This is a genomic window from Polaromonas sp. (assembly GCF_036676035.1).
GTDB lineage: Bacteria > Pseudomonadota > Gammaproteobacteria > Burkholderiales > Burkholderiaceae_C > Polaromonas.
On the sequence record NZ_JAKFDR010000011.1, the window covers coordinates 90025 to 114201 of the forward strand.

The 24177-nt window shown below is 62.3% G+C and carries 24 protein-coding genes; 14 read left to right on the forward strand and 10 right to left on the reverse strand.

The features are described from left to right. The first annotated feature begins 47 nt into the window (after positions 1-47). From V6M61_RS03015 to V6M61_RS03040, 6 genes are read left to right on the forward strand one after another with little or no spacing between them, the layout of a single operon-like run. On the forward strand, positions 48-1262 hold the full coding sequence (locus V6M61_RS03015; protein ID WP_332775079.1) for a type II secretion system F family protein: 1215 nt from the start codon (positions 48-50) through the stop codon (positions 1260-1262). Next, the gene (locus V6M61_RS03020) at positions 1262-2119 is read left to right on the forward strand and encodes a prepilin peptidase (RefSeq protein ID WP_332775080.1); all 858 of its coding nucleotides are present in this window, start codon (positions 1262-1264) and stop codon (positions 2117-2119) included. The genes V6M61_RS03015 and V6M61_RS03020 overlap by 1 nt, the downstream gene beginning before the upstream one ends. Before the next feature lie 4 nt (positions 2120-2123). After that, entirely contained in the window at positions 2124-2741 is a 618-nt protein-coding gene (coaE, locus tag V6M61_RS03025; RefSeq protein ID WP_332775081.1) for a dephospho-CoA kinase, read from the forward strand. Between the two features lie 42 nt (positions 2742-2783). Beyond that, positions 2784-3539 (forward strand): cell division protein ZapD, encoded by a 756-nt coding sequence (gene zapD, locus V6M61_RS03030; protein ID WP_332775082.1) that lies wholly within the window; start codon positions 2784-2786, stop codon positions 3537-3539. Positions 3540-3594: 55 nt separating this feature from the next. Further along, positions 3595-3801 (forward strand): DNA gyrase inhibitor YacG, encoded by a 207-nt coding sequence (locus V6M61_RS03035; protein ID WP_442957717.1) that lies wholly within the window; start codon positions 3595-3597, stop codon positions 3799-3801. A 51-nt stretch (positions 3802-3852) separates the two neighbouring features. After that, positions 3853-4119 carry a hypothetical protein gene (locus V6M61_RS03040; RefSeq protein WP_332775084.1) on the forward strand — a complete coding sequence of 89 codons (267 nt, stop codon included), beginning with the start codon at positions 3853-3855 and terminating at the stop codon, positions 4117-4119. An 89-nt stretch (positions 4120-4208) separates the two neighbouring features. Here the strand turns inward: V6M61_RS03040 and grxD are convergent, their stop codons facing one another. The 4 genes from grxD to hemA all read right to left on the reverse strand — a co-directional run bounded on the left by grxD (position 4209) and on the right by hemA (position 8441). Beyond that, positions 4209-4529, reverse strand: a complete 321-nt coding sequence (grxD, locus tag V6M61_RS03045; RefSeq protein ID WP_332775085.1) for a Grx4 family monothiol glutaredoxin — start codon at positions 4527-4529, stop codon at positions 4209-4211. Positions 4530-4925: 396 nt separating this feature from the next. Further along, complete coding sequence (gene prmC, locus V6M61_RS03050; RefSeq protein ID WP_332775222.1) at positions 4926-5765, reverse strand: peptide chain release factor N(5)-glutamine methyltransferase; 840 nt, start codon at positions 5763-5765, stop codon at positions 4926-4928. 120 nt (positions 5766-5885) lie between these two features. Continuing rightward, positions 5886-7028, reverse strand: a complete 1143-nt coding sequence (gene prfA, locus V6M61_RS03055) for a peptide chain release factor 1 (protein ID WP_332775086.1) — start codon at positions 7026-7028, stop codon at positions 5886-5888. A gap of 123 nt (positions 7029-7151) precedes the next feature. After that, entirely contained in the window at positions 7152-8441 is a 1290-nt protein-coding gene (gene hemA, locus V6M61_RS03060; protein ID WP_332775087.1) for a glutamyl-tRNA reductase, read from the reverse strand. A gap of 126 nt (positions 8442-8567) precedes the next feature. Here hemA and V6M61_RS03065 point away from each other — a divergent pair, with 126 nt between their 5' ends. After that, a complete protein-coding gene (locus V6M61_RS03065) occupies positions 8568-8858 on the forward strand; it encodes a hypothetical protein (protein WP_332775088.1) in 291 nt (96 codons plus the stop codon). A gap of 168 nt (positions 8859-9026) precedes the next feature. Here V6M61_RS03065 and V6M61_RS03070 read toward each other — a convergent pair whose 3' ends face one another. Continuing rightward, a complete protein-coding gene (locus V6M61_RS03070; RefSeq protein ID WP_332775089.1) occupies positions 9027-9932 on the reverse strand; it encodes a LysR substrate-binding domain-containing protein in 906 nt (301 codons plus the stop codon). 112 nt (positions 9933-10044) lie between these two features. Here V6M61_RS03070 and V6M61_RS03075 point away from each other — a divergent pair, with 112 nt between their 5' ends. Together V6M61_RS03075 and V6M61_RS03080 are read left to right on the forward strand one after the other, a co-directional pair. Next, a complete protein-coding gene (locus V6M61_RS03075) occupies positions 10045-11019 on the forward strand; it encodes a tripartite tricarboxylate transporter substrate binding protein BugE (RefSeq protein WP_332775090.1) in 975 nt (324 codons plus the stop codon). Beyond that, positions 11019-11894 carry an N-formylglutamate amidohydrolase gene (locus V6M61_RS03080; RefSeq protein ID WP_332775091.1) on the forward strand — a complete coding sequence of 292 codons (876 nt, stop codon included), beginning with the start codon at positions 11019-11021 and terminating at the stop codon, positions 11892-11894. Before V6M61_RS03075 ends, V6M61_RS03080 begins: the two co-directional genes overlap by 1 nt. On the opposite strand, the gene ugpQ is transcribed toward V6M61_RS03080, so the two are convergent. The 5 genes from ugpQ to ugpB form a co-directional block, all read right to left on the reverse strand. Then, positions 11878-12618, reverse strand: a complete 741-nt coding sequence (gene ugpQ / locus V6M61_RS03085) for a glycerophosphodiester phosphodiesterase (protein WP_332775092.1) — start codon at positions 12616-12618, stop codon at positions 11878-11880. The genes V6M61_RS03080 and ugpQ overlap by 17 nt on opposite strands. After that, complete coding sequence (locus V6M61_RS03090; RefSeq protein ID WP_332775093.1) at positions 12619-13623, reverse strand: sn-glycerol-3-phosphate import ATP-binding protein UgpC; 1005 nt, start codon at positions 13621-13623, stop codon at positions 12619-12621. After that, the gene (gene ugpE / locus V6M61_RS03095; protein WP_332775094.1) at positions 13623-14477 is read right to left on the reverse strand and encodes a sn-glycerol-3-phosphate ABC transporter permease UgpE; all 855 of its coding nucleotides are present in this window, start codon (positions 14475-14477) and stop codon (positions 13623-13625) included. The genes V6M61_RS03090 and ugpE overlap by 1 nt, the downstream gene beginning before the upstream one ends. 193 nt (positions 14478-14670) lie before the next feature. Further along, positions 14671-15552, reverse strand: a complete 882-nt coding sequence (ugpA, locus tag V6M61_RS03100; protein ID WP_332775095.1) for a sn-glycerol-3-phosphate ABC transporter permease UgpA — start codon at positions 15550-15552, stop codon at positions 14671-14673. Between the two features lie 96 nt (positions 15553-15648). Further along, a complete protein-coding gene (gene ugpB / locus V6M61_RS03105; protein ID WP_332775096.1) occupies positions 15649-16953 on the reverse strand; it encodes a sn-glycerol-3-phosphate ABC transporter substrate-binding protein UgpB in 1305 nt (434 codons plus the stop codon). A 430-nt stretch (positions 16954-17383) separates the two neighbouring features. Between ugpB and V6M61_RS03110 the strand changes: the two genes are divergently transcribed. The 5 genes from V6M61_RS03110 to V6M61_RS03130 all read left to right on the forward strand — a co-directional run bounded on the left by V6M61_RS03110 (position 17384) and on the right by V6M61_RS03130 (position 24057). Continuing rightward, the gene (locus tag V6M61_RS03110; protein ID WP_332775097.1) at positions 17384-21262 is read left to right on the forward strand and encodes an FAD/FMN-binding oxidoreductase; all 3879 of its coding nucleotides are present in this window, start codon (positions 17384-17386) and stop codon (positions 21260-21262) included. A gap of 35 nt (positions 21263-21297) precedes the next feature. After that, positions 21298-21726 carry an HIT family protein gene (locus V6M61_RS03115; RefSeq protein ID WP_332775098.1) on the forward strand — a complete coding sequence of 143 codons (429 nt, stop codon included), beginning with the start codon at positions 21298-21300 and terminating at the stop codon, positions 21724-21726. 78 nt (positions 21727-21804) lie between these two features. Next, positions 21805-22218, forward strand: a complete 414-nt coding sequence (locus V6M61_RS03120; protein WP_332775099.1) for a DUF971 domain-containing protein — start codon at positions 21805-21807, stop codon at positions 22216-22218. A gap of 128 nt (positions 22219-22346) precedes the next feature. Beyond that, positions 22347-23078: a bifunctional demethylmenaquinone methyltransferase/2-methoxy-6-polyprenyl-1,4-benzoquinol methylase UbiE gene (gene ubiE, locus V6M61_RS03125; protein ID WP_332775100.1), complete on the forward strand. Its 732-nt coding sequence runs from the start codon at positions 22347-22349 to the stop codon at positions 23076-23078. 25 nt (positions 23079-23103) lie between these two features. Further along, on the forward strand, positions 23104-24057 hold the full coding sequence (locus V6M61_RS03130) for a Tim44 domain-containing protein (RefSeq protein WP_332775101.1): 954 nt from the start codon (positions 23104-23106) through the stop codon (positions 24055-24057). Positions 24058-24177 lie beyond the last annotated feature (120 nt).

Genomic DNA, 24177 nt, shown 5'->3' on the forward strand with positions numbered 1-24177 from the left:
AGCGCTTTAATTTTCAAACATCACGTCCGCACTAGCAAGAAGGCATCATGGCAACTGCAGCAAAAGACATCAAAGAGTTCGTCTTCGAATGGGAAGGCAAGGACCGCAATGGCAAGCAGGTGCGCGGAGAGACCCGGGCGGCTGGTGAGAACCAGGTCAAGGCCGCGTTGCGCCGGCAGGGCGTGCTGCCCAGCAAAATCAAGAAGCGCAGCATGCGCTCGGGCAAATCCATCAAGCCCAGGGATATTGCCATTTTTACCCGGCAACTCGCCACCATGATGAAGGCCGGCGTGCCCTTGCTGCAGTCGTTTGATATTGTGGGGCGCGGCAATGCCAATGCCAGCGTGACCAAGCTGCTCAACGATGTCCGCACCGATGTGGAAACCGGCACCTCGCTGAGTGCCGCTTTCCGCAAATACCCGATGTACTTCAATGCGCTTTACTGCAACCTGGTGGAAGCGGGCGAGGCTGCCGGTATTTTGGAGTCGCTGCTCGATCGTCTGGCGGTTTACATGGAAAAAACCGAGGCGATCAAAGCCAAGATCAAGTCCGCCCTGATGTACCCGACTTCGGTGGTTGTGGTGGCCTTTGTGGTGGTCGCTGTGATCATGATCTTTGTGATCCCTGCGTTCAAGCAGGTGTTCTCATCGTTTGGTGCCGACTTGCCGGCGCCCACGCTGTTCGTGATTGCCGTCAGCGAGTTTTTTGTCGCCTACTGGTGGCTGATCTTTGGCGGCATTGGTGGGGGTATTTATTTTTTCATGCAGGCCTGGAAGCGCAGTGAAAAAATGCAGAAATTCATGGACCGGCTGCTGCTCAAGGTGCCGGTGTTTGGGGCCTTGATCGAAAAATCGTGCATTGCCCGCTGGACGCGGACCCTGTCGACCATGTTTGCCGCAGGCGTGCCCTTGGTCGAGGCACTCGATTCCGTGGGGGGCGCTTCCGGCAACTCGCTTTATGCGGATGCCACTGAAAAAATCCAGCAGGAAGTCTCGACCGGCACCAGCCTGACCGCCGCCATGACCAATGCCAACCTGTTTCCGACCATGGTGCTGCAGATGTGCGCCATCGGTGAGGAGTCAGGCTCTGTGGATCACATGCTCGGCAAAGCTGCTGACTTTTATGAGGCGGAAGTCGATGAAATGGTGGCCGGCCTGTCCAGCCTGATGGAGCCCATCATCATCGTGTTTCTGGGTGGTCTGATTGGCGGCATTGTGGTGTCCATGTACCTGCCCATCTTCAAGCTGGGCCAAGTCGTTTGATGCTCGGCGAGGTGACGCCCGAAGTCGGTGTAGTGGCGGCCGGTATTTTCGGCTTGCTGATCGGCAGCTTTCTGAATGTCGTGATCTACCGTTTGCCGAAAATAATGGAGCGGCAATGGGCCCGGGAATGCGCCGAACTGACGAGCAAGCCCGCTGATGCAGAAGCCACGGAAACGTTCAATCTGCTGGTGCCGCGGTCGCGCTGCTCCAGCTGCGGCCATGCCATTCGCTGGTACGAAAACATTCCCGTGTTCAGCTACATCTTCCTGCGCGGCAAATGCTCGGCGTGCGGTACACCGTACGGGCTGCGCTATCCGGTCGTGGAGCTTGTCAGCGGGGCGCTGTTTTGTTTCTGCGCCTGGCGCTGGGGCCTGACGGTCACGGCACTGCTGTGGTTCGGGTTTGCTGCCGCCCTGCTGGTGCTGGCGCTGATTGACTGGGACACCACCTTGCTGCCTGACGACATTACCCTGCCGCTGCTGTGGGCGGGCCTGATCGTGGCGGCCCTGCAATGGAATCCATCGGTCAATCTGGGCAATGCTTTGTGGGGCGCCGTGGCGGGCTACCTGTCCTTGTGGCTGGTGTACTGGGCGTTCAAGCTGGTCACCGGCAAAGAAGGCATGGGTTATGGCGACTTCAAGCTGTTTGCGGCGCTGGGGGCCTGGTTTGGCTGGGCAGCGCTGGTCCCCATGATCCTGATGGCCTCGGTGATCGGTGCGGTGGTGGGTATAGCCATGAAGTTTTCAAGCGGGCTGCGTGAGGGCGGTTATGTGCCGTTTGGCCCATTTCTGGCCGGTGCCGGCTTGACGGCCATGGTGTTTGGCCCTCAATCCATTTTGCGTTTCATCGGCCTGTGATGCCATGCCGGTTTTTCCAGCGCAACGCATAGGGCTGACGGGCGGCATTGGCAGCGGCAAAAGCACCGTCGCGAAAATGCTGGCTGACTGCGGCGCCACGGTGGTGGACGCCGACGCCATTGCGCGCAGCGTCACGGCCCCGGGCGGCGCTGCGATCGCAGGGATTGCCCGGCAGTTTGGCGCTCATTTCATCACGCCCGAAGGTGCGCTGGACCGTGAGCGCATGCGGGCGCTGGTGTTTGCCGACCCGGCGGCCAGGCAGCAGCTCGAAGCCATTGTTCATCCTCTGGTGAGCCAGGAAACGGCGCGCCAGGCCGCACTATCCCAAAGTGCCTGCATGGTGTTTGATGTCCCCTTGCTGGTGGAGTCGGGCCGCTGGCGGCAGCAGGTCGACCAGGTGCTGGTGGTGGACTGCAGCGAGGCCACACAAATCAGCCGGGTCATGGCCCGGGAGGCAGGGCGCAGCGGCTGGACGCGCGAGGCGGTTGAAAAGGTCATGGCCGGACAAGCCAGCCGCGCCCAGCGGCGCGCGGCCGCGGACATCTGCATCTACAACGACCAGTTGTCGCTGGACGAACTTGAGCAGATGGTCCGGCAGATCGCGGCCCGCTTCGGGCTATGATGCGCAAACCGTCACCACCAACCAGCTGATAAAGATAGCGCAGTGATTCTTTACGAGTATCCCTTCAACGAACGCATACGCACCTATTTGCGGCTTGAGCACCTGTTTCACCGCCTGCGCGAACTGGTTGTGCGGGAGCATCCGACGGACCATCACTACGCGATCACCACCATTTTTGAGGTGATGGATGTCGCTGCACGAGCCGACCTGAAAACCGATGTGCTCAAGGACCTTGAAAAGCAGAAGCACATTCTCAACGGCTACCGCGGCAACCCGGCCATTTCCGAGGCGGTGCTGGATGAGGTCACGGCCCAACTGGACGGGTGCTTTGCCGCCCTGAACGGCTTGCATGGCAAGGCCGGCCAGTCGCTGACCGAGAACGACTGGCTCATGGGCATTCGCAGCCGCATCGGCATTCCGGGGGGCACTTGCGAGTTTGACTTGCCGGCTTACTTTGCCTGGCAGCACTTTGATGCCGCAACGCGCCAGCAGGACTTGCAGCGCTGGATTGCCACGCTGGTGCCGCTGGCCGAATCGGTCCACGTGCTGCTCAAGCTGCTGCGTGACTCCGGCTCACCGCAAAAAGTGGTGGCGCCCGGCGGGCAGTACCAGCAAACGCTGCCCCAGGGCCGGACTTTCCAGTTGCTGCGTTTGCGCATTGATCCGACCTTGGGCCTGATTCCAGAGATTAGCGGCAACCGCCTGATTGTTTCAGTTCGCCTCATGCGCCATGGAAGCGACGATCGTCTGCATCCCTGCACTGACGATGCCGCGTTTGACCTGACGCTGTGCTCCTGAGCGGAGCCAGCCGGCTTTCAAGTTTTCAAGACCAGCCTGAAGCAACATGTCGACGATGAATCCCAACCAGCCAGTCACCAAAACGGTGGTTTGCCCCAACTGCGGCGGCAAAAGCATTTATGCCCCCAGCAACCTGTTCCGGCCTTTTTGCAGCGAGCGCTGCAAAAGCATGGATCTGGGCGCCTGGGCCAGTGAGGGGTTTCGCCTTCAGGCCGAGGCCCCGCCGGATGATCAGGTTTATGGCGATGCCAAGCTGCAGTGATTTTTAAAAAGAAGCGGTCTCAAGCCGCGAACCAGGGAAAGGAAAGAGAACATGACCGTGAAGTCCATTTTCCGATCGACAGGGGCTGTGTTGGCTTGCCTCGCCATGCTGCTGGCGGCCAGTCAGGCGCAGTCTGCGGATGAGGTGGCCGCCAAGCCGAAAAAAGCCAAGACGACCAAAAGTGTGAAAACCGCGAAGGTCGCCAAAGTCAAATTCATGCCAGGCTCGCAGGAAACCACGGCAGAGCGCGTCGCCCGCCTCAAGCGCGAATGCAAGGGACGTGTGAACGCCGGTGCCTGCGAAGGCTATACAAACTGATCACACGGATGTTCAGGCGGGGCTTGCCGCTGGCTTGAGCGAGCGGGGCGGCTTCACATCATTGCAGCCCGCTGCGGGCGCGGGCCGTGTCAGGCGGCCGTTGTGCCCAGTACCTGCTGCAATTCGCCGCTCTGATACATCTCCATCATGATGTCGGAGCCGCCGATGAACTCGCCCTTCACATACAGCTGCGGGATGGTGGGCCAGTTGCTGTATTCCTTGATGCCCTGGCGAATTTCCTCGTCTTCCAGCACGTTCACGGTGGCGGGTTTGTTCACGCCGCAAGCCTTGAGCACCTGAATCGCGCGGCCTGAAAAGCCGCACATGGGAAATTGGGCGGTGCCCTTCATGAAAAGCACGACGTCGTTGGATTTGACGATCTGGTCAATGCGTTGCTGGGTGTCGATCATAGGGGTTCCTCTGGAATGGGTGGGTCAGCGCGGGTTAAAAAGCCGGGTTTGGCGTGACCGTTCTGACGTTCTGAATAAATGGCATTCAAAAACTGCAATTCAATGCCTTGATTATCCCGCTGTTTGGCTTAGGGCCTGTTCACCCTATTTTTACAAATGCGAACGGGGTGAAAACAGCGCCAATCAAGGCGCGCGACGACGCCCAGACTGGGCGTCTGGGCTAGGAGCGCAACGCCGAGTGGCGCCGTTTTCACCCCGTTCCCTTCGGGTTGCGATCAAAAAGGCCCTGCGCGGCGTTGCAAAGCCTTGTCGGGGTCTACCCCGACGGCGTTTTGCGCCTTGCTCATGGCCTTTTTGACTCGCAACGCATCTTGCAAAAATAGGATGAACAGGCCCTTAGGTGCCGGGGCGCCCTTGCCATTGGCCACCCGAGCAGCGGGCAATGCCGGCCAGGTCCGGACGGCTTTGCACCTGCGCAAAGCCGCGCTGGTGCAGCAGAGTGCAGACGGCGGCAGCCTGGTCGTAGCCATGCTCCAGCAGCAGCCAGCCGCCGGCGTGCAGGTGGGTTGGGGCCTGCGCAACGATTTGGCGAATGTCGTCCAGCCCATCGCTGCCGGCTGTCAGCGCTTGCAGGGGCTCGTGTTTCAGGGCCGCCAGATGTGGGTCAAGATTGGCAATGTAGGGCGGGTTGCTGACAATCAGGTGAAAGTGGCCGCTAACTCTTTGCAGCCAATGACTTTCAAGAAACTGCACCGGCAACTGGAGCCGGGCGGCGTTGGCGCTGGCCACGGCCAGTGCGTTGGCGCTGGCATCGACGGCCAGGACTTGGGCGTTGGGGTGGCTGCGCTGTAAGCGGTGGCAAATAGCCAACGCAATCGCGCCGCTGCCGGTGCCCAGGTCCAGCACCTGCAGGGTGGGTGTGGTGGGCGGCATGGCCGGCTGCTGCAACACTTCGAGCGACCATTCCACCAGCGTTTCGGTATCCGGGCGCGGGATCAGCACGCGCGCATCGACTTGCAGTTCCAGACCGAAAAACTCCTTGCGGCCCACGATGTAGGCCAGCGGTTCACCTGCCGCCCGGCGCAGGCTGAGTTGGCGGAACTGCTGGGCGACCGCGTCAGGCAGCTCATCGGCGTCGTGCGCCAGCAGCCAGGCGCGGTCATGGCCGGGTTTGCCGAGCGCGTGCAGCAGCAGCAGCTGGGCATCCAGCCGTTCCAGGCCCAGGGTTTGGGCCATTGCCAGTGCTTGCACGCAGGTCGGCTGGTTCAAGGCTGGGCTCCCAATTTGCTATAAAAATAATAGCTGTTCGTGCACATTTTGAAAGGGCTGGAGGCCGATTTTGCCTGCAACATGGATTCAATTTGAATACTGGCCATTGGAGGCGGATTCCAGCTCGGCCAGCTGTTCGGCGCCGCGCGCCACCTGCAGCGCCGTGATCACGTCGCCGAGGTCACCTTCCATGATGAAGCTGAGCTTGTACAGCGTCAGGTTGATGCGGTGGTCGGTCAGGCGGCCCTGCGGGAAGTTGTAGGTCCGGATCCGGTCCGAACGGTCGCCGCTGCCGATCAAGCCCTTGCGCGTGGCCGCATCCTTGGCGGCGCGCTCGGCGCGGTCTTTTTCCACGATGCGGGCCGACAGCACCTGCAGCGCCTTGGCCTTGTTGCGGTGCTGGCTGCGGTCGTCCTGGCATTCGGCCACGATGCCGGTCGGCAGGTGCGTGATGCGCACGGCCGAGTCGGTTTTGTTGATGTGCTGGCCGCCGGCGCCACTGGCGCGGTAGGTGTCAATGCGCAGGTCGGCCGGGTTGATCTGGATGGCCACGGCTTCGTCGGGCTCGGGCAGCACGGCCACGGTACAGGCGCTGGTGTGGATGCGGCCCTGGGTTTCGGTCGCCGGCACGCGCTGCACACGGTGGCCGCCCGACTCAAAGCGCAGCTTGCCATAAACGCCAACGCCCATCGCATCGGTGGGCCCGTCTATGCGCAGCACCACTTCCTTGTAACCGCCCAGCTCACTGGCCGACTCGCTGATGATCTCGGTCTGCCAGCGGTTGCGCTCGGCAAAGCGGGTGTACATGCGAAACAGGTCGCCGGCAAACAGGGCTGATTCGTCGCCGCCCGTGCCGGCGCGGATTTCGATGAATGCCGCTCGCACATCGTCCGGGTCTTTGGGAATCAGCATCAACTGCAGGGCTTCGTCAAGCTGCGCAATATCGGCTTTGGCGGCCGCGATCTCTTCTTCGGCCATGGCGGCCATTTCAGGGTCGCCATTGGGGTCATCTTTGGCCTCGGCCAGCATGCTTTCGGCGTTGGCCAGGTCGGCCTCGCGGCTGGTGAGCCGGGTGTACTGTTCGGCCACCACACTGGCCTCGGCATGTTCCCGGGTCAGCGTGCGAAAGCGTGCCAGGTCGCTCACCACGTCGGTGGCAGACAGCAGCGAGTCGAGCTCATGCAGGCGGAGAAGCTGGCGGTCCAGGGTCTGGCGGAGAAAAGGTTTCATACGGGGTTCATGAAAGCGGGCCCGAAAAGCGAAGGGGGCGAAAAGGCGAAAAATCTGCGGAATGGGGCAAAGCGGCGGGGCAAGGGGGCGGTACCGCGTGCGGTCGCGCCGGCTGCAGCAGCGCTAACGTTCCCTGTGCTGCTTGTGCTGCTTGGGCAGTTGGCCGCGCAGAAACAGTTTGGAGACGGTTTGCGCCGTGGCTTCACGGTTGTTGGCATCGCCGGCATGCAGCTCGGCCAGGGTGCCGTGCAGCAGTTTTTGCGTGAGGCCGCGCGACAGCGCATCGAGCACCGCGTCAATCGGCTCGCCCCTGGCGAGCAGTTTCTTGGCACGGGCAATCTCGGCGGCACGCCACTCGTCCGCCTGGGCGTTGAGCTGCTGGATCAGCGGCACGGTGCGCCGCTGGCTGAGCCAGTGCATGAAGTTCTGCACGCCGGCGTCAATGATGACTTCGGCCTGCGCCACGGCGGCCTGCCGGTTGTCCTTGCCGGTCTGCACCACATGCGCCAGGTCGTCCACGGTGTAGAGGTAAATATCCGGCAGCGCCTTGACTTCAGGCTCGATGTCGCGCGGCACCGCCAGATCCACCATGAACATGGGGCGGTGCTTGCGCGCCTTGATGGCCCGCTCCACCGCGCCCAGACCAATGATGGGCAGGGTGCTGGCGGTGCAGCTGATGACCGCATCAAATTCGTGCAGGCGGCTGGGCAGGTCGGCCAGGCGCATGACTTCGGCGCCAAAGCGGCTGGCGAGTTTTTCGCCGCGCTCCAGCGTGCGGTTGGCAATCGCCATGGATTTTGGATTTTTGGCGGCAAAGTGGGTGGCCGCCAGGTCGATCATTTCACCGGCGCCGACAAACAGCACCCGGATGTCGCTCAGGTCCTCAAACAGCTGGCCGGCCAGCCGTACTGCGGCCGCCGCCATGCTGATGCTGTGCGCGCCGATCTCGGTGCTGGTGCGCACTTCCTTGGCCACGGCAAACGAGCGCTGGAACAGCTGGTGCAGCGTGCTGCCCATGGCGCCGGCGTCCTCGGCGGCGCGCACCGCGTCTTTCATCTGGCCCAGGATCTGCGGCTCGCCCAGCACCATGGAGTCGAGCCCGCTGGCCACCCGGAAGGCGTGGCGCGCAGCCTGGTCGTCTTGCAAGGTGTAGGCGTGTGAGCGCAGCAGGGCCGGCGAGACGCCGCCGTTGTGCGCCAGCCACTCCAGCGTGTGGTCCAGGTCGGGCTTGTCGCCGGCGCAGTAAATCTCGGTGCGGTTGCAGGTCGACAGCAGCGTGGCCTCGGGCTGGCGTGCCAGCGACTCGCGCAAAGCCCGCAAAGTCGGCTCAATCTGGTCGATGGCGAACGCAAAGCGTCCGCGCAAATCAAGCGGTGCGGTGTTATGGTTAATGCCTAAGGCCCAGACTGACATTGCCGGATTATAAAATTTACCGACTGACCGGGTATTTGACCGGGCATTGGGCTGGCGCCAATGACCTCCAAACACCGCCAATGACCGGTTTTTGAGCCGGATATTCGACTCCTTTGAACTGCTGCCATGACTGCTTACCACCTGACCAACCACCTGTTCAATTTCATGGCGCCGGCCGCTTTTGTTGCTGTGCTGGTGGTGCTGTTGTCGCGTCTTTTTGGCCGAGTCTTCAAGTCAAAAAAGCCCTTGGCCCTTGGCTTGTATGCGCAAATAGCTATTGTTTTTATAGCAGGTTTGGTGGTGCTGCTGGCCGGGCTGGTGTTTTTCGGGCGCGACGGCAAGATGGCCACCTACACCGCGCTGGTGCTGGGCGCGGCGACTTGCCAGTGGGTGCTGCTGCGCGGCTGGAAAAAGTAAGGGTTCGTTCTGGAATAAGTTGTGCATTTGGCCGTCGGATTCGGGATGCAATGCTAGGCGTGAAGCGCGCCGTGTGGCCCAGCCACACAAGCGATTCGCAACAACGCAGTGCGCCCGAATCTGACGAGACAAATGTGCAAGTTATTTCTGAACGAGCCCTAAGGGCGGTCACGTCGTGGCCGGTGTGTCCCGGCCTTGCTCCAGCAGCCATTGCCTGAAGCTGGCCAGCGCCCGAAAGTCGCTCTTGCTCGCGGCATAGCAGAGATGGTAGCCGCGGTTGCTCTGCACCGGCCGGTCCAGCGCGATCGCAATGCGGCCGGCCGCCAGATCGTCTTCCACCAGGCAGCGCTGCACCACGGCTACGCCCAGGCCGGCAATCACGGCCTGCACCAGCAGGGCCACCCGCTCGAAATCGGCGCTGGCGTGCAGCGGTGCGTGCGGGCAACCCACCGCCTTGAACCAGAGGACCCAGTTGTCCGGGTAATGGGTGTGAAACAGCAGCGGCCGCGTCAGCAGGTCCTGCGGCCCGCATATGGCCTGCGGGCCTTGCAGGTCGGCTGGGCGGCAGATCGGCACCAGCTCGCGCCCGACCACATAGTCGGCTGCGATGTGCTGCGGCCAGTGGCCATCGCCGCCGCGCAACCAGGCGTCGATGTCGGAGGCATCCAGCGCATCGTCGCGCTGGTAGGGCGCAAACGACAGGGTGATGTCCGGGTGGCGCTGCCGGAAATCGGGCAGGCGCGGAATCAGCCAGTGGCTGAACAGCGTGGGCGTGACCGACAGCCGCAGGTGGGCGCTGCCACGCTGGGCCTGGACCCGCACCGTGGCGGCTTCGATGCTTTGTATCGCCGGGGCGATAGCCTCCAGGTAATTGCGGCCGGCGTCGGTCAGCGCGCTGCGCCGGCCCTGGCGCGTGAACAAGGTGATGCCCAGATGTTCTTCCAGCCGGGCGATGGCGCGGCTGATCGCGCCCTGGGTCACGCACAGCTCCTGGGCCGCCTTGGAGAAGCTGTCATGCCGGGCGGCTGCCGCAAAGGCGTGCAGTTCGGGCAGGGAGGGGGAGCGAATGCGCATCGAACTAACTATGAGCGTTGGTAATGAGTTGACGCTATTTTGTCCCTTTTCTGGCGCCCGCCGGCTGCCCACAATGGCGCTGGTTATTTTTCAATTTGTTTGGAGTTTTTCCATGGTCCATCGACGTTGCGTTCTGGCTGCTCTGGCGGCCGCCCCTTTTGCCCATCCGCTGTCGGCGCTGGCCGCCGATTACCCGGATCGCCCGATCAAGCTGATCGTGCCGTTCCCAGCCGGGGGCTCCACCGACATGGTGGCCCGGCTGCTGGCCGACAAGATGGGCGCCTACCTCGGCAAGGCCGTGGTGGTGGATAACCGCGGCGGCGCCGGCGGTTCGCTGGGTGCGGACGCCATCGCCAAGGCGGCGCCGGACGGCTACACCATCGGCATGGCCACGGTCAGCACGCACGGCGCCAACCCGGCGATCTACGCCAAGCTGCCCTACGACCCGATCAAGGATTTCCAGCCCATCACCAACGTGATGGCCGTGCCCAGCGTGTTCTTCGTGCACCCCAGCGTGCCGGCCAAGAGCATGAAGGAGTTCATTGCCCTGGCCAAAGCCAGCCCCGGCAAATACAGCTTCGCCTCACCGGGCAATGGCACGATGGGCCACGCCAACATCGAGCATTTCATGGACCTGGCCGGTATCCAGCTACTGCATGTGCCCTACAAGGGCGCGGGCCCGGCCATGAACGACGCGCTGGCCGGCGTGGTCAGCGCCATGAGCGATAACCTGCCCTCCGCCCTGCCGCACATCAAGGCCGGCAAGCTGCGGGCCCTGGCCGTGCTGTCGCCGCAGCGCGCGGCCGTGCTGCCCGAGGCGCCGACCTACCGCGAATTGGGCTTTGAGGAAATGAGCGAAGGCGGTTGGTTCGGCCTGGTGGCGCCGATGGGCACGCCCGCGCCCATCGTCAAAAAGCTGCATGAGGCAGCCCACAAAACCATGGCCAGCTCCGAATTCAAGGAAAGGGCCGCGTCGATTTCCGGTATCGTGATGGCCAATTCGCCCGAGCAGTTCGCGCTCCAGATCCAGACCGCGATCGAGCGCTACCGCCGCATCGCCAAGGCCGCCAACATCCGGATCGAATGATGGCGTCTTGCCTGGACACGCCGGTGCGGCTGACGCCGCCGGCCACGACACGCCTGCCCCTGGTCTGCGACTCGCCGCACAGCGGCACCGACTACCCGGCGGATTTCGGTTTTGCCGTGCCGCTGGCCGTCTTGCGCCGGGGCGAAGACACCCATGTCGACACGCTGTGGGCCGATGCGCCCCAGCATGGCGCCACGCTGCTGGCCGCCACTTTTCCGCGCACCTACATCGACCCCAACCGCGCGCTGAGCGACCTCGACCCGGCGCTGCTGGACGGGCCCTGGCCCGAGCCGCTGGCGCCGGGCGAGAAGTCGCGTCTGGGCTACGGCCTGGTCTGGAGCCGGCTCGACGCGCAGACGCCGCTGTACGACCGCCGGCTGAGCATCGCCGAGGTGCGCTCACGCATAGCGCGCTGCTGGCGGCCCTACCACGCGGCCTTGCAGCAGGCGATTGACGCCAGCGTGCGCGACTTCGATGCCGTGTGGCACCTGAACCTGCACTCCATGCCCAATGATGCGCATGCGCGGCTGGGTAAGGTCAGCGCGCAGCCGCTGGCCGATTTCGTGCTGGGCGATCGCGACGGCACAAGCTGTGCGCCGGAATTCGTGGGCCTGGTGGCCCAGACTCTGCGCGGTTTTGGCTACAGCGTGGCCGTCAACGACCCCTACAAGGGCGTGGAGCTGATAGGGCGCATAGGCCGGCCTGCGCTGAACCGCCACAGCCTGCAGGTCGAGATTCGCCGGCCGGTCTACATGGACGAGGTCACGCGCGAGCCCCACGCCGGCTTTGCACCGCTGCGTGCTCATCTGTCAGAACTGATGGGCGTGATTGCCACCCATGTCAGGGAGTCGCTGGCGCTCAGGACGCCGGGCTGAACAGGTCGACCCGGTCGGTGATGATGCCGTCGGTGCCCAGGTCCCACAGGCGCTGGGCGGCCGGCTCGTCGTTGACGGTGTAGCTCAGGGTTCTGAAACCGGCGCTTTTGGCCTGCGTCACACTGGAGCTGTCCCAGAGGGTGTGCTGGCAGACGATGGCCACGCAGTCGAGCCGCAGCGCCGTTTCAAGCCAGCCCGTCCAGAGAGAGTCAAGCAGCAGTCCGCGCGGCAGCTGCGGCTGGGCGGCCAGGGCCGCTTCCAGGGCTTCGGGCTCAAACGAGGTGAGCAGCGGCGGCACGGCGGCGTCCTCCCAGAGCCGTGCCGCATGCTCGGCCACCACTTCACCAGTGCGGCGCTCCAGGCCGGGCGTGGGTTTGATCTCGATATTAAGGAAATAGCCCTGGTCCAGGCAATAGCGGGCAATGCTCTCAAACGTCGGCAAGGCTTCGCCCGCAAATTCTGGCGAATGCCAACTGCCCGCGTCGAGCCTGGACAACGCTGCCCAAGGCTGCTCGCCGGCAATGCCCTGGCCGGTGCTGGTGCGCTCCAGCGTGGCGTCATGCAGCAGAAATGGCACGCCGTCGGCACTCAGTTTCACGTCGCACTCAAACATGCGGTAGCCGTGGCTGGCCCCCAGTTTGAAAGCCGCCAGGGTATTTTCGGGCGCCAGCTTGCCAGCGCCGCGGTGCGCGATCCAGCGCGGGTAGGGCCAGGGAGTGGTCATTCAGATGCGTTTGCCGCTGGCGGCGTCGAACCAGTGCAGACGGTCTTCGCGCGGGGCCACGTGGATGATGGAATCGGTTGCCGGTGCCGGATGGTGCTCGTCGGTCCGCACGATGATCTGGTCATCGCCGAGGCGGCAGTAGACGAGGCGCTCCGCGCCGAGCAGCTCAACGGTTTCCACGCGCAGTTCCCAGCCGGTGTGGCCGATGTCCAGGTGCTCGGGCCGGATGCCCATGATGGCGCCCGCACGGCCGCCGGGCGCATTCCTCAGCAGGTTCATCGGCGGCGAGCCGATGAAACTTGCGACAAAGGTGGTGGCCGGCCGGTTGTAGACCTCTTCGGGGGTGCCAAACTGCTCCATGCGCCCGGCGTTCATCACGATCATGCGCTGCGCCAGGGTCATGGCCTCGACCTGGTCGTGCGTGACAAACAGGGCGGTGATGCCCAACTCGCGGTGCAGCTTCTGGATTTCGAGGCGGGTCTGCACACGCAGCTTGGCGTCCAGGTTGGACAGCGGCTCGTCAAACAGAAAGACCTGCGGCTGGCGCACGATGGCCCGGCCCATGGCCACGCGCTGGCGCTGGCCGCCCGAGAGCTGGCGCGGCTTGCGCTCCAGCAGGTGGCCCAGCTCCAGAATCTTCGCGGCCTTGTCGACGCGAATCTTGATCTCGTCAATCGGCACTTTCTTGATCTTCAGGCCATAGGCCATGTTGTCGAACACGCTCATGTGCGGGTACAGCGCGTAGTTCTGGAACACCATGGCGATGTCGCGTTCGGCCGGCTCTAACTGGTTCACCACCCGGTTGCCGATGGAGATCTCGCCGCCGGAGATTTCCTCCAGGCCCGCGACCATGCGCAGCAAGGTGGACTTGCCGCAGCCCGAGGGCCCGACGATCACGATGAACTCGCGGTCGGCTATTGTCGCATTGACGCCGTGGATCACCTGCAGCGCGTGCTTGCCATTGCCGTAGCGCTTGATGACGTTGTTGAGTTGGATTGAAGCCATTATTTTTCGGTGTCCACAAGACCTTTGACAAACCACTTCTGCATCAGTATCACCACGAGCGCGGGCGGCAGCATGGCCAGGATGGCGGTGGCCATCACGACGTTCCACTCGATGTAGACCTCGCCGAAGATCAGGCGCTTGATGCCCATCACGATCGGGTACATCTTTTCGTCGGTGGTCACCAGCAGCGGCCACAGGTACTGGTTCCAGCCGTAGATGAACTGAATGACAAACAGCGCCGCGACCGAGGTCTTGGACAGCGGCAGCAGCACGTCCTTGAAGAAGCGCATCGGCCCGGCGCCGTCCATGCGCGCGGCTTCGACCAGCTCATCGGGCACCGTCAGAAAAAACTGGCGAAACAAAAAGGTGGCGGTGGCCGAGGCGATCAGCGGCACAGTGAGGCCCGCCATGCTGTTGAGCATGCTCAGGTCCGACACCACCTCGTAGGTCGGGCCGATGCGCACTTCGACGGGCAGCATCAGCGTGACAAACACCATCCAGAACACCACGTTCTTGAGCGGAAAGCGGAAGTAAACGATGGCAAACGCCGACAGCAGCGAGATCGCGATCTTGCCGATGGCTATGATCAGGGCGCTCGCCAGGCTGATCGCCATCATGGGGGCGGCGGGCGCAATCGTCGCGCCCGCACTGGTCTTGCCGCCGAACAGGGCCAGGCGGTAGCTTTCCAGCATGTTGCTGCCCGGCAGCAGCGAAATCGGGTTGCTGGAGGATATCTGCTGGGCGGTCTGGGTGGAGCCGATGAAGGTCACGTAGATCGGGAAAAACACGATCAGCACACCGACGATGAGAATGACGTGCGAGAAGAAATCGAGGATCGGGTTGCGTTGAATCATCAGTCAAGCCTCCGCTGGGCCGCCATGGCGCAGGCTGGTCCTGCGCTCCGCTTGGACGAGCAGGCTTGGACCCCTGAGGGGCTGAGGCCTGCGGCTCCGAACCTGCCTGCGCAGGTTTGGACAGGCCGAAGAGCCGCCGCATCTTGCGGCGACTCGTTCAGCGCAGCGACGAAGTTGCAAGCGTGGGGGCTCATCAGTATTGAACCTTCTTTTCAACGAAGCGGAACTGGATCACCGTGAGCACGATGACGATGAACATCAGCACCACAGACTGCGCAGCCGAGCCGTTGATGTCCAGGGCCTTGAAGCCGTCGTAGTACACCTTGTAGACCAGGATCGAGGTTTCCTTGCCGGGCCCGCCGTGGGTGGCCGCGTCGACGATGGCAAAGGTGTCGAAAAACGCATACACCACGTTGATGACCAGCAGAAAGAAGGTCGTGGGCGAGAGCAGCGGAAACACGATGCTCCAGAAGCGCCGCCAGGGCGAGGCGCCATCGATGGTGGCCGCCTCGATCAGCGAATGCGGGATCGACTGCAGGCCGGCCAGGAAGAACAGGAAGTTGTAGGAGATCTGCTTCCACACCGCGGCCATGACGATCAGGGCCATCGCATGGTCGCCGTTGAGCACGTGATCCCATGGGAAGCCCATTTCCCGCAGGGCATGGGCCACGGTGCCGTAAGGCGAGGCAAACATCATCAGCCACAGGACGCCGGCCACGACGGGGGCCACGGCGTAAGGCCAGATCAGCAGGGTTTTATAGATGGCGGCGCCACGCACCACCCGGTTGGCCATCACGGCCAGCAGCAAGGCAATGGCCAGTCCCGAGACGGCAACCAAGCCGGAAAAAAGGGCGGTGGTCTTGAAGGAGTCCAGGTAGCTCGGGTCGGCAAACAGGCGCTCGAAGTTTTCCAGGCCGACAAACTCGGTGGAAGACCCAAAAGCGTCCTGCAGCAGCACGCTTTGGTACAAGGCCTGCCCAGCCGGCCAGAAAAAGAACACCAGGATGATCGCCATCTGGGGTGCGATCAGCACCCAGGGCAGCCATGTTGATTTGAAGAGGACCCGTTTTTCCATTGTCACGCATTATCACGCCCTCCCCGCTGGGCGGGGAGGGGCAGGGGAGAGGGGATGTCAATACGGCGCCAGCAAGGCGCCAGGCGAACAAAGGCGTCAGCCTTTATTCGCTTTCTGGAAGCGCTCAAGCTGCTCGTTGCCGCGCTTGATGGCCGTGTCCAGTGCTTCCTTCGGAGCCTTCTTGCCGCTCCACACGCCTTCGAGCTCCTCGTCGACGATGGTGCGGATCTGCACGAAGTTGCCCAGGCGCACGCCACGCGATTTTTCGGTGGTCTTGCGGATCATTTGCGTCACCGAGACGTCGGTGCCGGGGTTTTTTTTGTAGAAGCCGGATTTGTCGGTGACTTCAAACGAGGCCTTGGTGACCGGCAGGTAGCCGGTACGCTGGTGGCTCTTGGCGGCGACTTCAGGCTGTGACAGGTAGTTGAAGAACGAGGCAACGCCCTTGTACTCTTCGGGCTTCTTGCCACTCATGGCCCACAGGCTGGCGCCGCCGATCACGGTGTTTTGCGGCGCGCCCGGAACGTCAGGGTAGTAGGGCAGGGTGCCAATGCCGTAGCTAAACTTGCTGTTGCGCACCACACTGCCGTAGAGTGCCGAGGAACCGGTGGCCATGGCGCATTCGCCGGAGACAAAGGTGGCATCCGCCGCATTGCCGCGGCCTTTGTAGACAAACAGGCCGGATTTGGCCATGTTGGCCAGGTTTTCAATGTGGCGCACATGCAGCGGCGTGTTGAAAGCCAGGCGCGTGTCCAGGCCGCCGAAGCCATTGTTTTTGGTGGCAAACAGGACGTTGTGCCAAGCCGAGAAGCTTTCCAGCTGGGTCCAGCTGATCCAGCTCGTGGTGAAGGGGCACTTGTGGCCCGAGGCCTTGAGCTGGGCGGCGGCCAGGGCCACTTCCGGCCAGGTCGTGGGTGGCTTCTCGGGGTTCAGGCCGGCGGCCTTGAACGCGTCCTTGTTGTAATGGAATACCGGTGTCGAGCTGTTGAACGGAAAGCTCAGCATCTGGCCGTTGGGGGCGGTGTAGTAGCCCGCGACAGCCGGCACGTAGGCCGCCGGATCAAAGGGCAGGCCCGACTGCTTCATCACTTCGCCCACGGGTTTGATGGCGCCCTTGGAGGCCATCATGGTGGCGGTGCCCACCTCGAACACCTGCAAAATGTGCGGCGCATTGCCGGCGCGGAAGGCGGCGACCGCAGCAGTCATGGATTCGTCATAGCTGCCCTTGAAGGTGGGCACGATCTTGTACTCTTTTTGACCGGCATTGAAGTCCTTGGCCAGGTCGTTGACCCATTCTCCGAGCGCGCCGCCCATCGAATGCCACCACTGGATTTCGGTTTGGGCCTGGGCCGTCAGGGACATAGCCGCTGCGAGGGCAGCGACAGCATATTTCAATTTCATGGTTGCTCCTTGTGTTGAAGCCTTGAGCCTGGATAGGGCTTTAAGGGCGGTCAAAGTTTCGATTTTCTTGTATGGTCGAAATTTATTTCCAATCTTGAGAATTATTGTTCTTTTAAATTCCTTTTATCTTGGTGCTTACCCTGAAAATGTTCTTTTTATTTCGTTTTTGCGGCTGTGGTCTTTCCTGTTTGGGTTGGACATACAAGGTCGGACATAAAACGGTCTGCTCGGCGTCCCATGGGGCGGCAGCGTATCAAATCGACATGTCAGGAATAAGTCCAATTCATTGGACCAAGATTTCCAGCTGACCTGGACTGGGGTTTTCAGCATGTGTCCTTGGGTCCAGTGTGTGAATGCCGCACTGCGGTAACATTCCGGTCCAGCCGCTGTGTCCTGTCGTCCGGCGTTCTGGCCGCACAATCAGAACCCGATGAACGCCCCACATACACTTCACGAACTGAACGTTTTCGCGGATGACGCGAAAGACGTTGAAGCGCACGAACAGTCACGCATCCGCGAGATTCCCTACAACTACACCTCGTTCTCGGACCGCGAAATCGTGATCCGGCTGCTGGGCTCCCGGGCTTGGGACGTGCTCAAGCGCCTGCGCCAGGAGCGCCGCACCGGCCGCTCGGCCCGCATGCTTTATGAGGTGCTGGGCGACATCTGGGTGGTGCAGCGCAACCCCTACTTGCAGGATGACCTGCTGGACAACCCCAAGCGCCGCCGCCTGCTGGTCGAGGCCCTGAAGCATCGGCTGGGCGAGATCGAAAAACGCCGCACGCCCGACAGCGATGCCGAGCGCGACACTCTGGTGGGTGAATTGACTGTGGCGGCCGGCCAGGCCGTGCAGGCATTCGATGCCGCATTCACCGCAGCCGCCGACCTGCGTCGCAAGACCCTGCGCCAGCTGCGCAAGTTCACGGCCAGGGACAACATCAAGTTCGACGGCCTGAGCCGCGTGTCCCACGTGACCGACGCGACCGACTGGCGCGTCGAATACCCCTTCGTGGTGTTGACGCCCGATACCGAAGCCGAGATGGCCGGCCTGGTCAAGGGCTGTATCGAACTGGGCCTGACCATCATCCCGCGCGGCGGCGGCACCGGCTATACCGGCGGCGCGATCCCGCTGACCTGGAAGAGCGCGGTCATCAACACTGAAAAGCTCGAAGCCATGACCGAGGTGGAAATGGTCTCGCTGCCCGGGCTGGACCGGCCGGTGGCCACGGTCTGGACCGAGGCCGGCGTGGTCACGCAGCGCGTGGCTGACGCGGCCGAGCGCGGCGGTTTCGTGTTTGCCGTGGACCCGACCTCGGCCGAAGCCTCCTGCATCGGCGGCAACATCGCGATGAACGCCGGCGGCAAGAAGGCGGTGCTGTGGGGCACGGCGCTGGACAACCTGTCCTCGTGGCGCATGGTGACGCCGCAGGCGCAGTGGCTGGAAGTCACCCGGCTGGACCACAACCTGGGAAAGATTCACGATGCTGAAGTTGCCAGCTTCGAACTGAAATATTTCGAGGCCGACGGCAAAACCCCGGTGCGTACCGAGCGGCTGGACATTGCCGGCAAGGTTTTCCGCAAAGAGGGCCTGGGCAAGGACGTCACCGACAAGTTCCTGAGCGGCTTGCCGGGCATCCAGAAAGAAGGCTGTGACGGCCTGATCACCAGCGCGCGCTGGATCGTGCACCGCATGCCGGCCCACACCCGCACCGTTTGCCTGGAGTTTTTCGGCAACGCCAAGGACGCCGTGCCCAGCATTGTCGAGATCAAGGATTTCATGTTCGCCGAGCAAAAGCGCGGCGGCGCCATTCTGGCCGGGCTGGAGCATCTGGACGACCGTTACCTGAAGGCGGTCGGTTATGCCACCAAGTCCAAGCGCGGCGGTCTGCCCAAGATGGTGCTGGTGGGGGACATTGCCGGCGACGATGCCGACGCCGTGGCGCGCGCCACCTCCGAGGTGGTGCGCATTGCCAACTCGCGCAGCGGCGAGGGTTTCATCGCGATCAGCCCGGAGGCGCGCAAGAAATTCTGGCTGGACCGCAAGCGCACCGCCGCGATCAGCAAGCACACCAATGCCTTCAAGATCAATGAAGACGTGGTGATTCCGCTGCCACGCATGGCCGAGTACACCGACGGCATCGAGCGCATCAACATTGAGTTGAGCCTGCGCAACAAGATCAAGCTGTGTGACGCGCTGGAGGCCTTTTTCACCAAGGGCAATCTGCCGCTGGGAAAATCCGACGACGCCAACGACATTCCTTCGGCCGAATTGCTGGAAGACCGGGTCGGTCAGGCCATTGCCCTGATCAGTGAGGTGCGTGCGCTTTGGATCGGCTGGCTGCAGGGCATCGACGAATTTTTCCCGCAATTGCAGGACCACAGCCTGCGTGCCAGCTGGAAAACCCAGATCCGGGCCCGCCTGCAAGCGATTTTCAATGGCGCTGCGTTCGAGCCCATTCTCAATGAGTGCAATGCCATTCACAAGCGCGTGCTCAAGGGCCGCGTCTGGGCGGCGCTGCACATGCATGCCGGCGACGGCAATGTGCACACCAATTTGCCGGTCAACAGCGACGACTATGAAATGCTGCAAACCGCGCATGAAGCGGTGGCCCGCATCATGGTGCTGGCGCGCTCGCTGGACGGCGTGATTTCAGGCGAGCATGGCATCGGCATCACCAAACTGGACTTCCTGACCGAAGAAGAACTCCAGCCGTTTACCGATTACAAGCAGCGGGTCGACCCCGAGGGCCGCTTCAACAAGGGCAAACTGCTCAGGGATGTGCGCTTTCCTGCCGACCTGACCAACGCCTACACCCCCAGCTTTGGCCTGATGGGGCACGAGTCGCTGATCATGCAGCAGTCCGATATTGGCGCGATTGCCGACAGCATCAAGGATTGCCTGCGCTGCGGCAAGTGCAAGCCGGTGTGCGCGACCCATGTGCCGCGTGCCAATCTGCTGTACAGCCCGCGCAACAAGATCCTGGCGACCTCGCTGCTGATCGAGGCCTTCCTCTACGAAGAACAGACCCGGCGCGGCATCAGCATCAAGCACTGGGAAGAGTTTGAAGATGTGGCCGACCATTGCACGGTGTGCCACAAGTGCCTGACGCCCTGCCCGGTCGATATCGATTTTGGCGATGTGTCGATGAACATGCGCAACCTGCTGCGCAAGATGGGGCATAAGTCTTTCCGCCCCGGCAATGCGGCGGCGATGTTCTTCCTCAATGCCACCAACCCGCAGACCATCAAATTCATGCGTAGCGCCATGGTGGATGTGGGCTTCAAGGCCCAGCGCGCGGCCAACGACCTACTGCGCACGCTGACCAGGAAGCAGACGGCCAAGCCACCGGCGACCGTGGGCAAGGCCCCTGTGAAAGAGCAGGTCATCCACTTCATCAACAAGAAGATGCCCGGCGGCCTGCCGAAGAAAACCGCACGGGCCCTGCTGGACATTGAAGACAACGATTACGTCCCCATCATTCGCAACCCGAGAAACACCACGGCTGAAACCGAAGCGGTGTTTTACTTCCCCGGTTGCGGGTCGGAGCGCCTGTTTTCCCAGGTGGGACTGGCCACGCAGGCCATGCTCTGGCACGCCGGCGTGCAAACCGTGCTGCCGCCGGGCTACCTGTGCTGCGGCTACCCCCAGCGCGGCTCGGGTCAGTATGACAAGGCCGAGAAAATCATCACCGACAATCGGGTGCTGTTCCACCGCGTGGCCAATACGCTGAACTACCTGGACATCAAGACGGTGGTGGTCAGCTGCGGGACCTGCTACGACCAGTTGCAGGGCTACGAGTTTGAGAAGATTTTCCCGGGGTGCCGCATCATCGACATCCACGAATACCTGCTGGAGAAAAGCATCACGCTGCAGGCCGGCCAAGGCTATCTGTACCACGATCCCTGCCACAGCCCGATGAAGCTGCAGGAGCCCATGAAGACGGTCAAGGCACTGCTGGGCGACAAGGTGATGAAAAGCGAACGCTGCTGCGGGGAGTCCGGCACGCTGGGCGTCACGCGTCCCGATATTTCGACGCAGATCCGTTTTCGCAAGGAAGAAGAGCTGCAAAAAGGCGAGGCTGCATTGCGGTCATCGGGCGCCCTGGGCGAAAAAGAAAACGTCAAGATCCTGACCAGCTGCCCCAGCTGCCTGCAAGGCCTGTCGCGCTTCGGCAATGACCTGCAAAACGGATTGCTGGAAGCCGACTACATCGTCGTCGAAATGGCCAACCAGATCCTGGGCAAGGAGTGGCTGCCGGCGTATGTGGAAGCGGCCAACCATGGTGGCATCGAACGGGTTCTGGTTTAACGGGGCCGGGGCCGGGTCCGGGTGGTATGCGAATCATGAAATCCAGCGGCTGTCCTCTCTGTGAAACCGATGGCGGCTTGCTGGTTTTCCGTAATGACAGCTTGCGCATCATTCAGGCCAGCGAGGCGGGTTTCCCGGCGTTTTACCGCGTCATCTGGAACCGGCATGTGGCGGAATTCTCCGACCTGACGCCTGCCGAGCGTGAGGTTTGCATGCAGGCGGTGGTGACGGTGGAGCAGGTGCTGCGCACGCAACTGCAGCCGGCCAAGATCAATCTGGCGGCGCTGGGCAACATGGTGCCGCACCTGCACTGGCATGTGATTGCCCGGTTTGACTGGGACAGCCATTTTCCGGCGTCCGTCTGGAGCACGCCGCAGCGCGAGGCCGACGCATCGAAAGTCGCTGCCATGGCGGCGCGCTCGCCGGATATCAACCGCTTGATCGTGCAGGATATGTCGCGCTGACGATCCACGGGCTGCCTGAAGCAGGCAAACTCGACAGCAGGTCAACTTTATTCATTTTTCAGGAAACAAGGTATCACCATGGCAGGTCTTCAAGCCGGGGCGCCTACCCCCACGGCGCTCACCGTGCACAAGCAGTCGCGGATTCTGGAGATCGCGTTCTCGGATGGCGCCCAGTTCAGGATTCCGTTTGAGCTGATGCGTGTCTACTCGCCATCGGCGGAGGTGCAGGGCCATGGGCCGGGTCAGGAAGTGCTGCAGACGGGCAAGCGCGACGTGAATATTGTGGAGCTGGAGCCGATTGGCAACTACGCCGTCAAGCCGGTGTTTTCGGACGGCCACGAGAGTGGAATTTTTTCCTGGGATTACCTGTATTTTCTCGGCTCGGAGCAAGAGCGCTTGTGGTCCGACTACGCCCAGAGGCTGCAGGCGGCAGGCCGGGAGCGCGACGCGCCCATGGTCGTTGCGGCCGGACACGCCTGCGGCAACCACTGATCCGCAACTTGGTAGCTGGCAGCTTGCCAGGTCCGGTGTTGTTTTTCCAGCATAAAAAGGCGGCAATGCCCTGAACCTGTGCAGGGTTGTCGCCCCAATACGGGGCTTTGCCCTCTAGCATTAAGCCTATGACAAGCACTCATTTCGGTTTCGAATCTGTCGACGAGCAGGACAAGGCCCGCCGCGTGCGCGGCGTGTTTGACTCGGTGGCGCCGAAATACGATGTGATGAATGACCTGATGTCTCTGGGCATGCACCGTGCCTGGAAGGCCTACACCGTGCTGGTGGCCAATGTCAAGGAAGGCGATCAGGTGCTGGACATTGCCGGCGGAACCGGTGACCTGGCATTGGCTTTTGCGCCCAAAGTGGGCAGTACCGGGCGTGTGGTGCACACCGACATCAACGAAGCCATGCTCAGGGAAGGCCGTAACCGGCTGCTCGATGCGGGTGTGGCCTTGCCGACGCTGGTGTGTGATGCCGAGTACCTGCCGTTTCCCGACGCCAGTTTTGATGTGGTGAGCGTGGCGTTTGGCCTGCGCAACATGACGCACAAGGACGGCGCGCTGAAGGAAATGAATCGTGTGCTCAAGCCCGGCGGCAAGTTGCTGGTGCTGGAGTTTTCAAAAGTGGCCAAGCCGCTGGAAAAAATCTACGACTGGTATTCGTTCAAGGTATTGCCCCGCCTGGGCAAGCTGGTGGCCAATGATGACGCAAGCTACCAGTACCTGGCGGAGTCGATTCGCATGCACCCAGGCCAGGAAGAGCTTAAAGCCATGATGCACAAAGGTGGTTTTGGTCATGTGGACTATCACAACCTGACGGGCGGCGTCGTGGCATTGCATGTTGGAATCAAGTGTTGAAATTTATCAAATTAAAGGGGACGTTATGAAACTTTGGTCTGCGATTCTGGCGGCTGTATTGACCGCCACCATGCTCTTGGCCGGCTCGCCTGCCGAAGCGAAACGTCTGGGTGGCGGCGGCTCCGTCGGGCGACAGTCGTCCAATGTGACGCAGCGCCAGGCGACGCCACCGGCGCAGCAGGCGGCACCGGCACCCGCTGCGCCGGCGCCCAAAAAACCATGGGGCGCGATGCTGGGCGGCCTGGCCGCTGGCTTGGGGCTGGCCTGGCTGGCATCGTCACTGGGCTTGGGCGGTGCGTTCGGCCAGATCATCATGTTCGCCTTGCTGGCTCTGGTGGTGATGGTGGTGGTCGGCTTCATCATGCGCAAGCTCAAAGGTGGCAACGCGCAGAACCAGGCGCCGTATGCGCTGCAGGGGGCGGGTAACGCGACAACACCCCGCAATTACAGCCCCGAGAATGTCGGCAACGATGCGTCGGCCCGGCCTTGGGAGCGCAGCAGCATGGCTTTTGATGCCAACAAGCCAGGCGCCGGTACAGCGGCCACAGGCTCGATGATCGGCTCCGCGTTGATCGGTTCGCAGTCCTGGGGTGTCCCTGCCGGATTTGATGCCGAGGGCTTTCTGAAGGCCTGCAAGACCAACTTCGTGACCCTGCAGGACGCCTGGGACCGTTCCGACATCAACAGCCTGCGCGCCATGATGACGGATGAAATGCTCGCGCAGATCAAGACGCAGCTGGCCGACCGCGAATCTCACACCGGTGGCGTGGCCAATAAAACCGAGGTGGTCATGCTCAATGCGCAGCTGCTGGGTATTGAAGAGCTCAGTGATGTGTACATGGCCAGCGTGGAATTCTCCGGCATGATTCGCGAGGACGCCTCGGCAGGCCCCAGCCCGTTCCGCGAGGTCTGGAACATGACCAAGCCCCGCAACGGCGGCAGCGGCTGGCTCGTGGCCGGTGTTCAGGCTCTCCAGTAATCCGCGAGCTGCATTAAAAAGCGCGGGTTCCAACTTCCAGCAGGGGCCGCGGAACCGGCTTAGCCGGGCCGCAGGCGCAGCGGCCCCCTCGGGGGGCAGGGAGCTACACGAAGTGAGCGA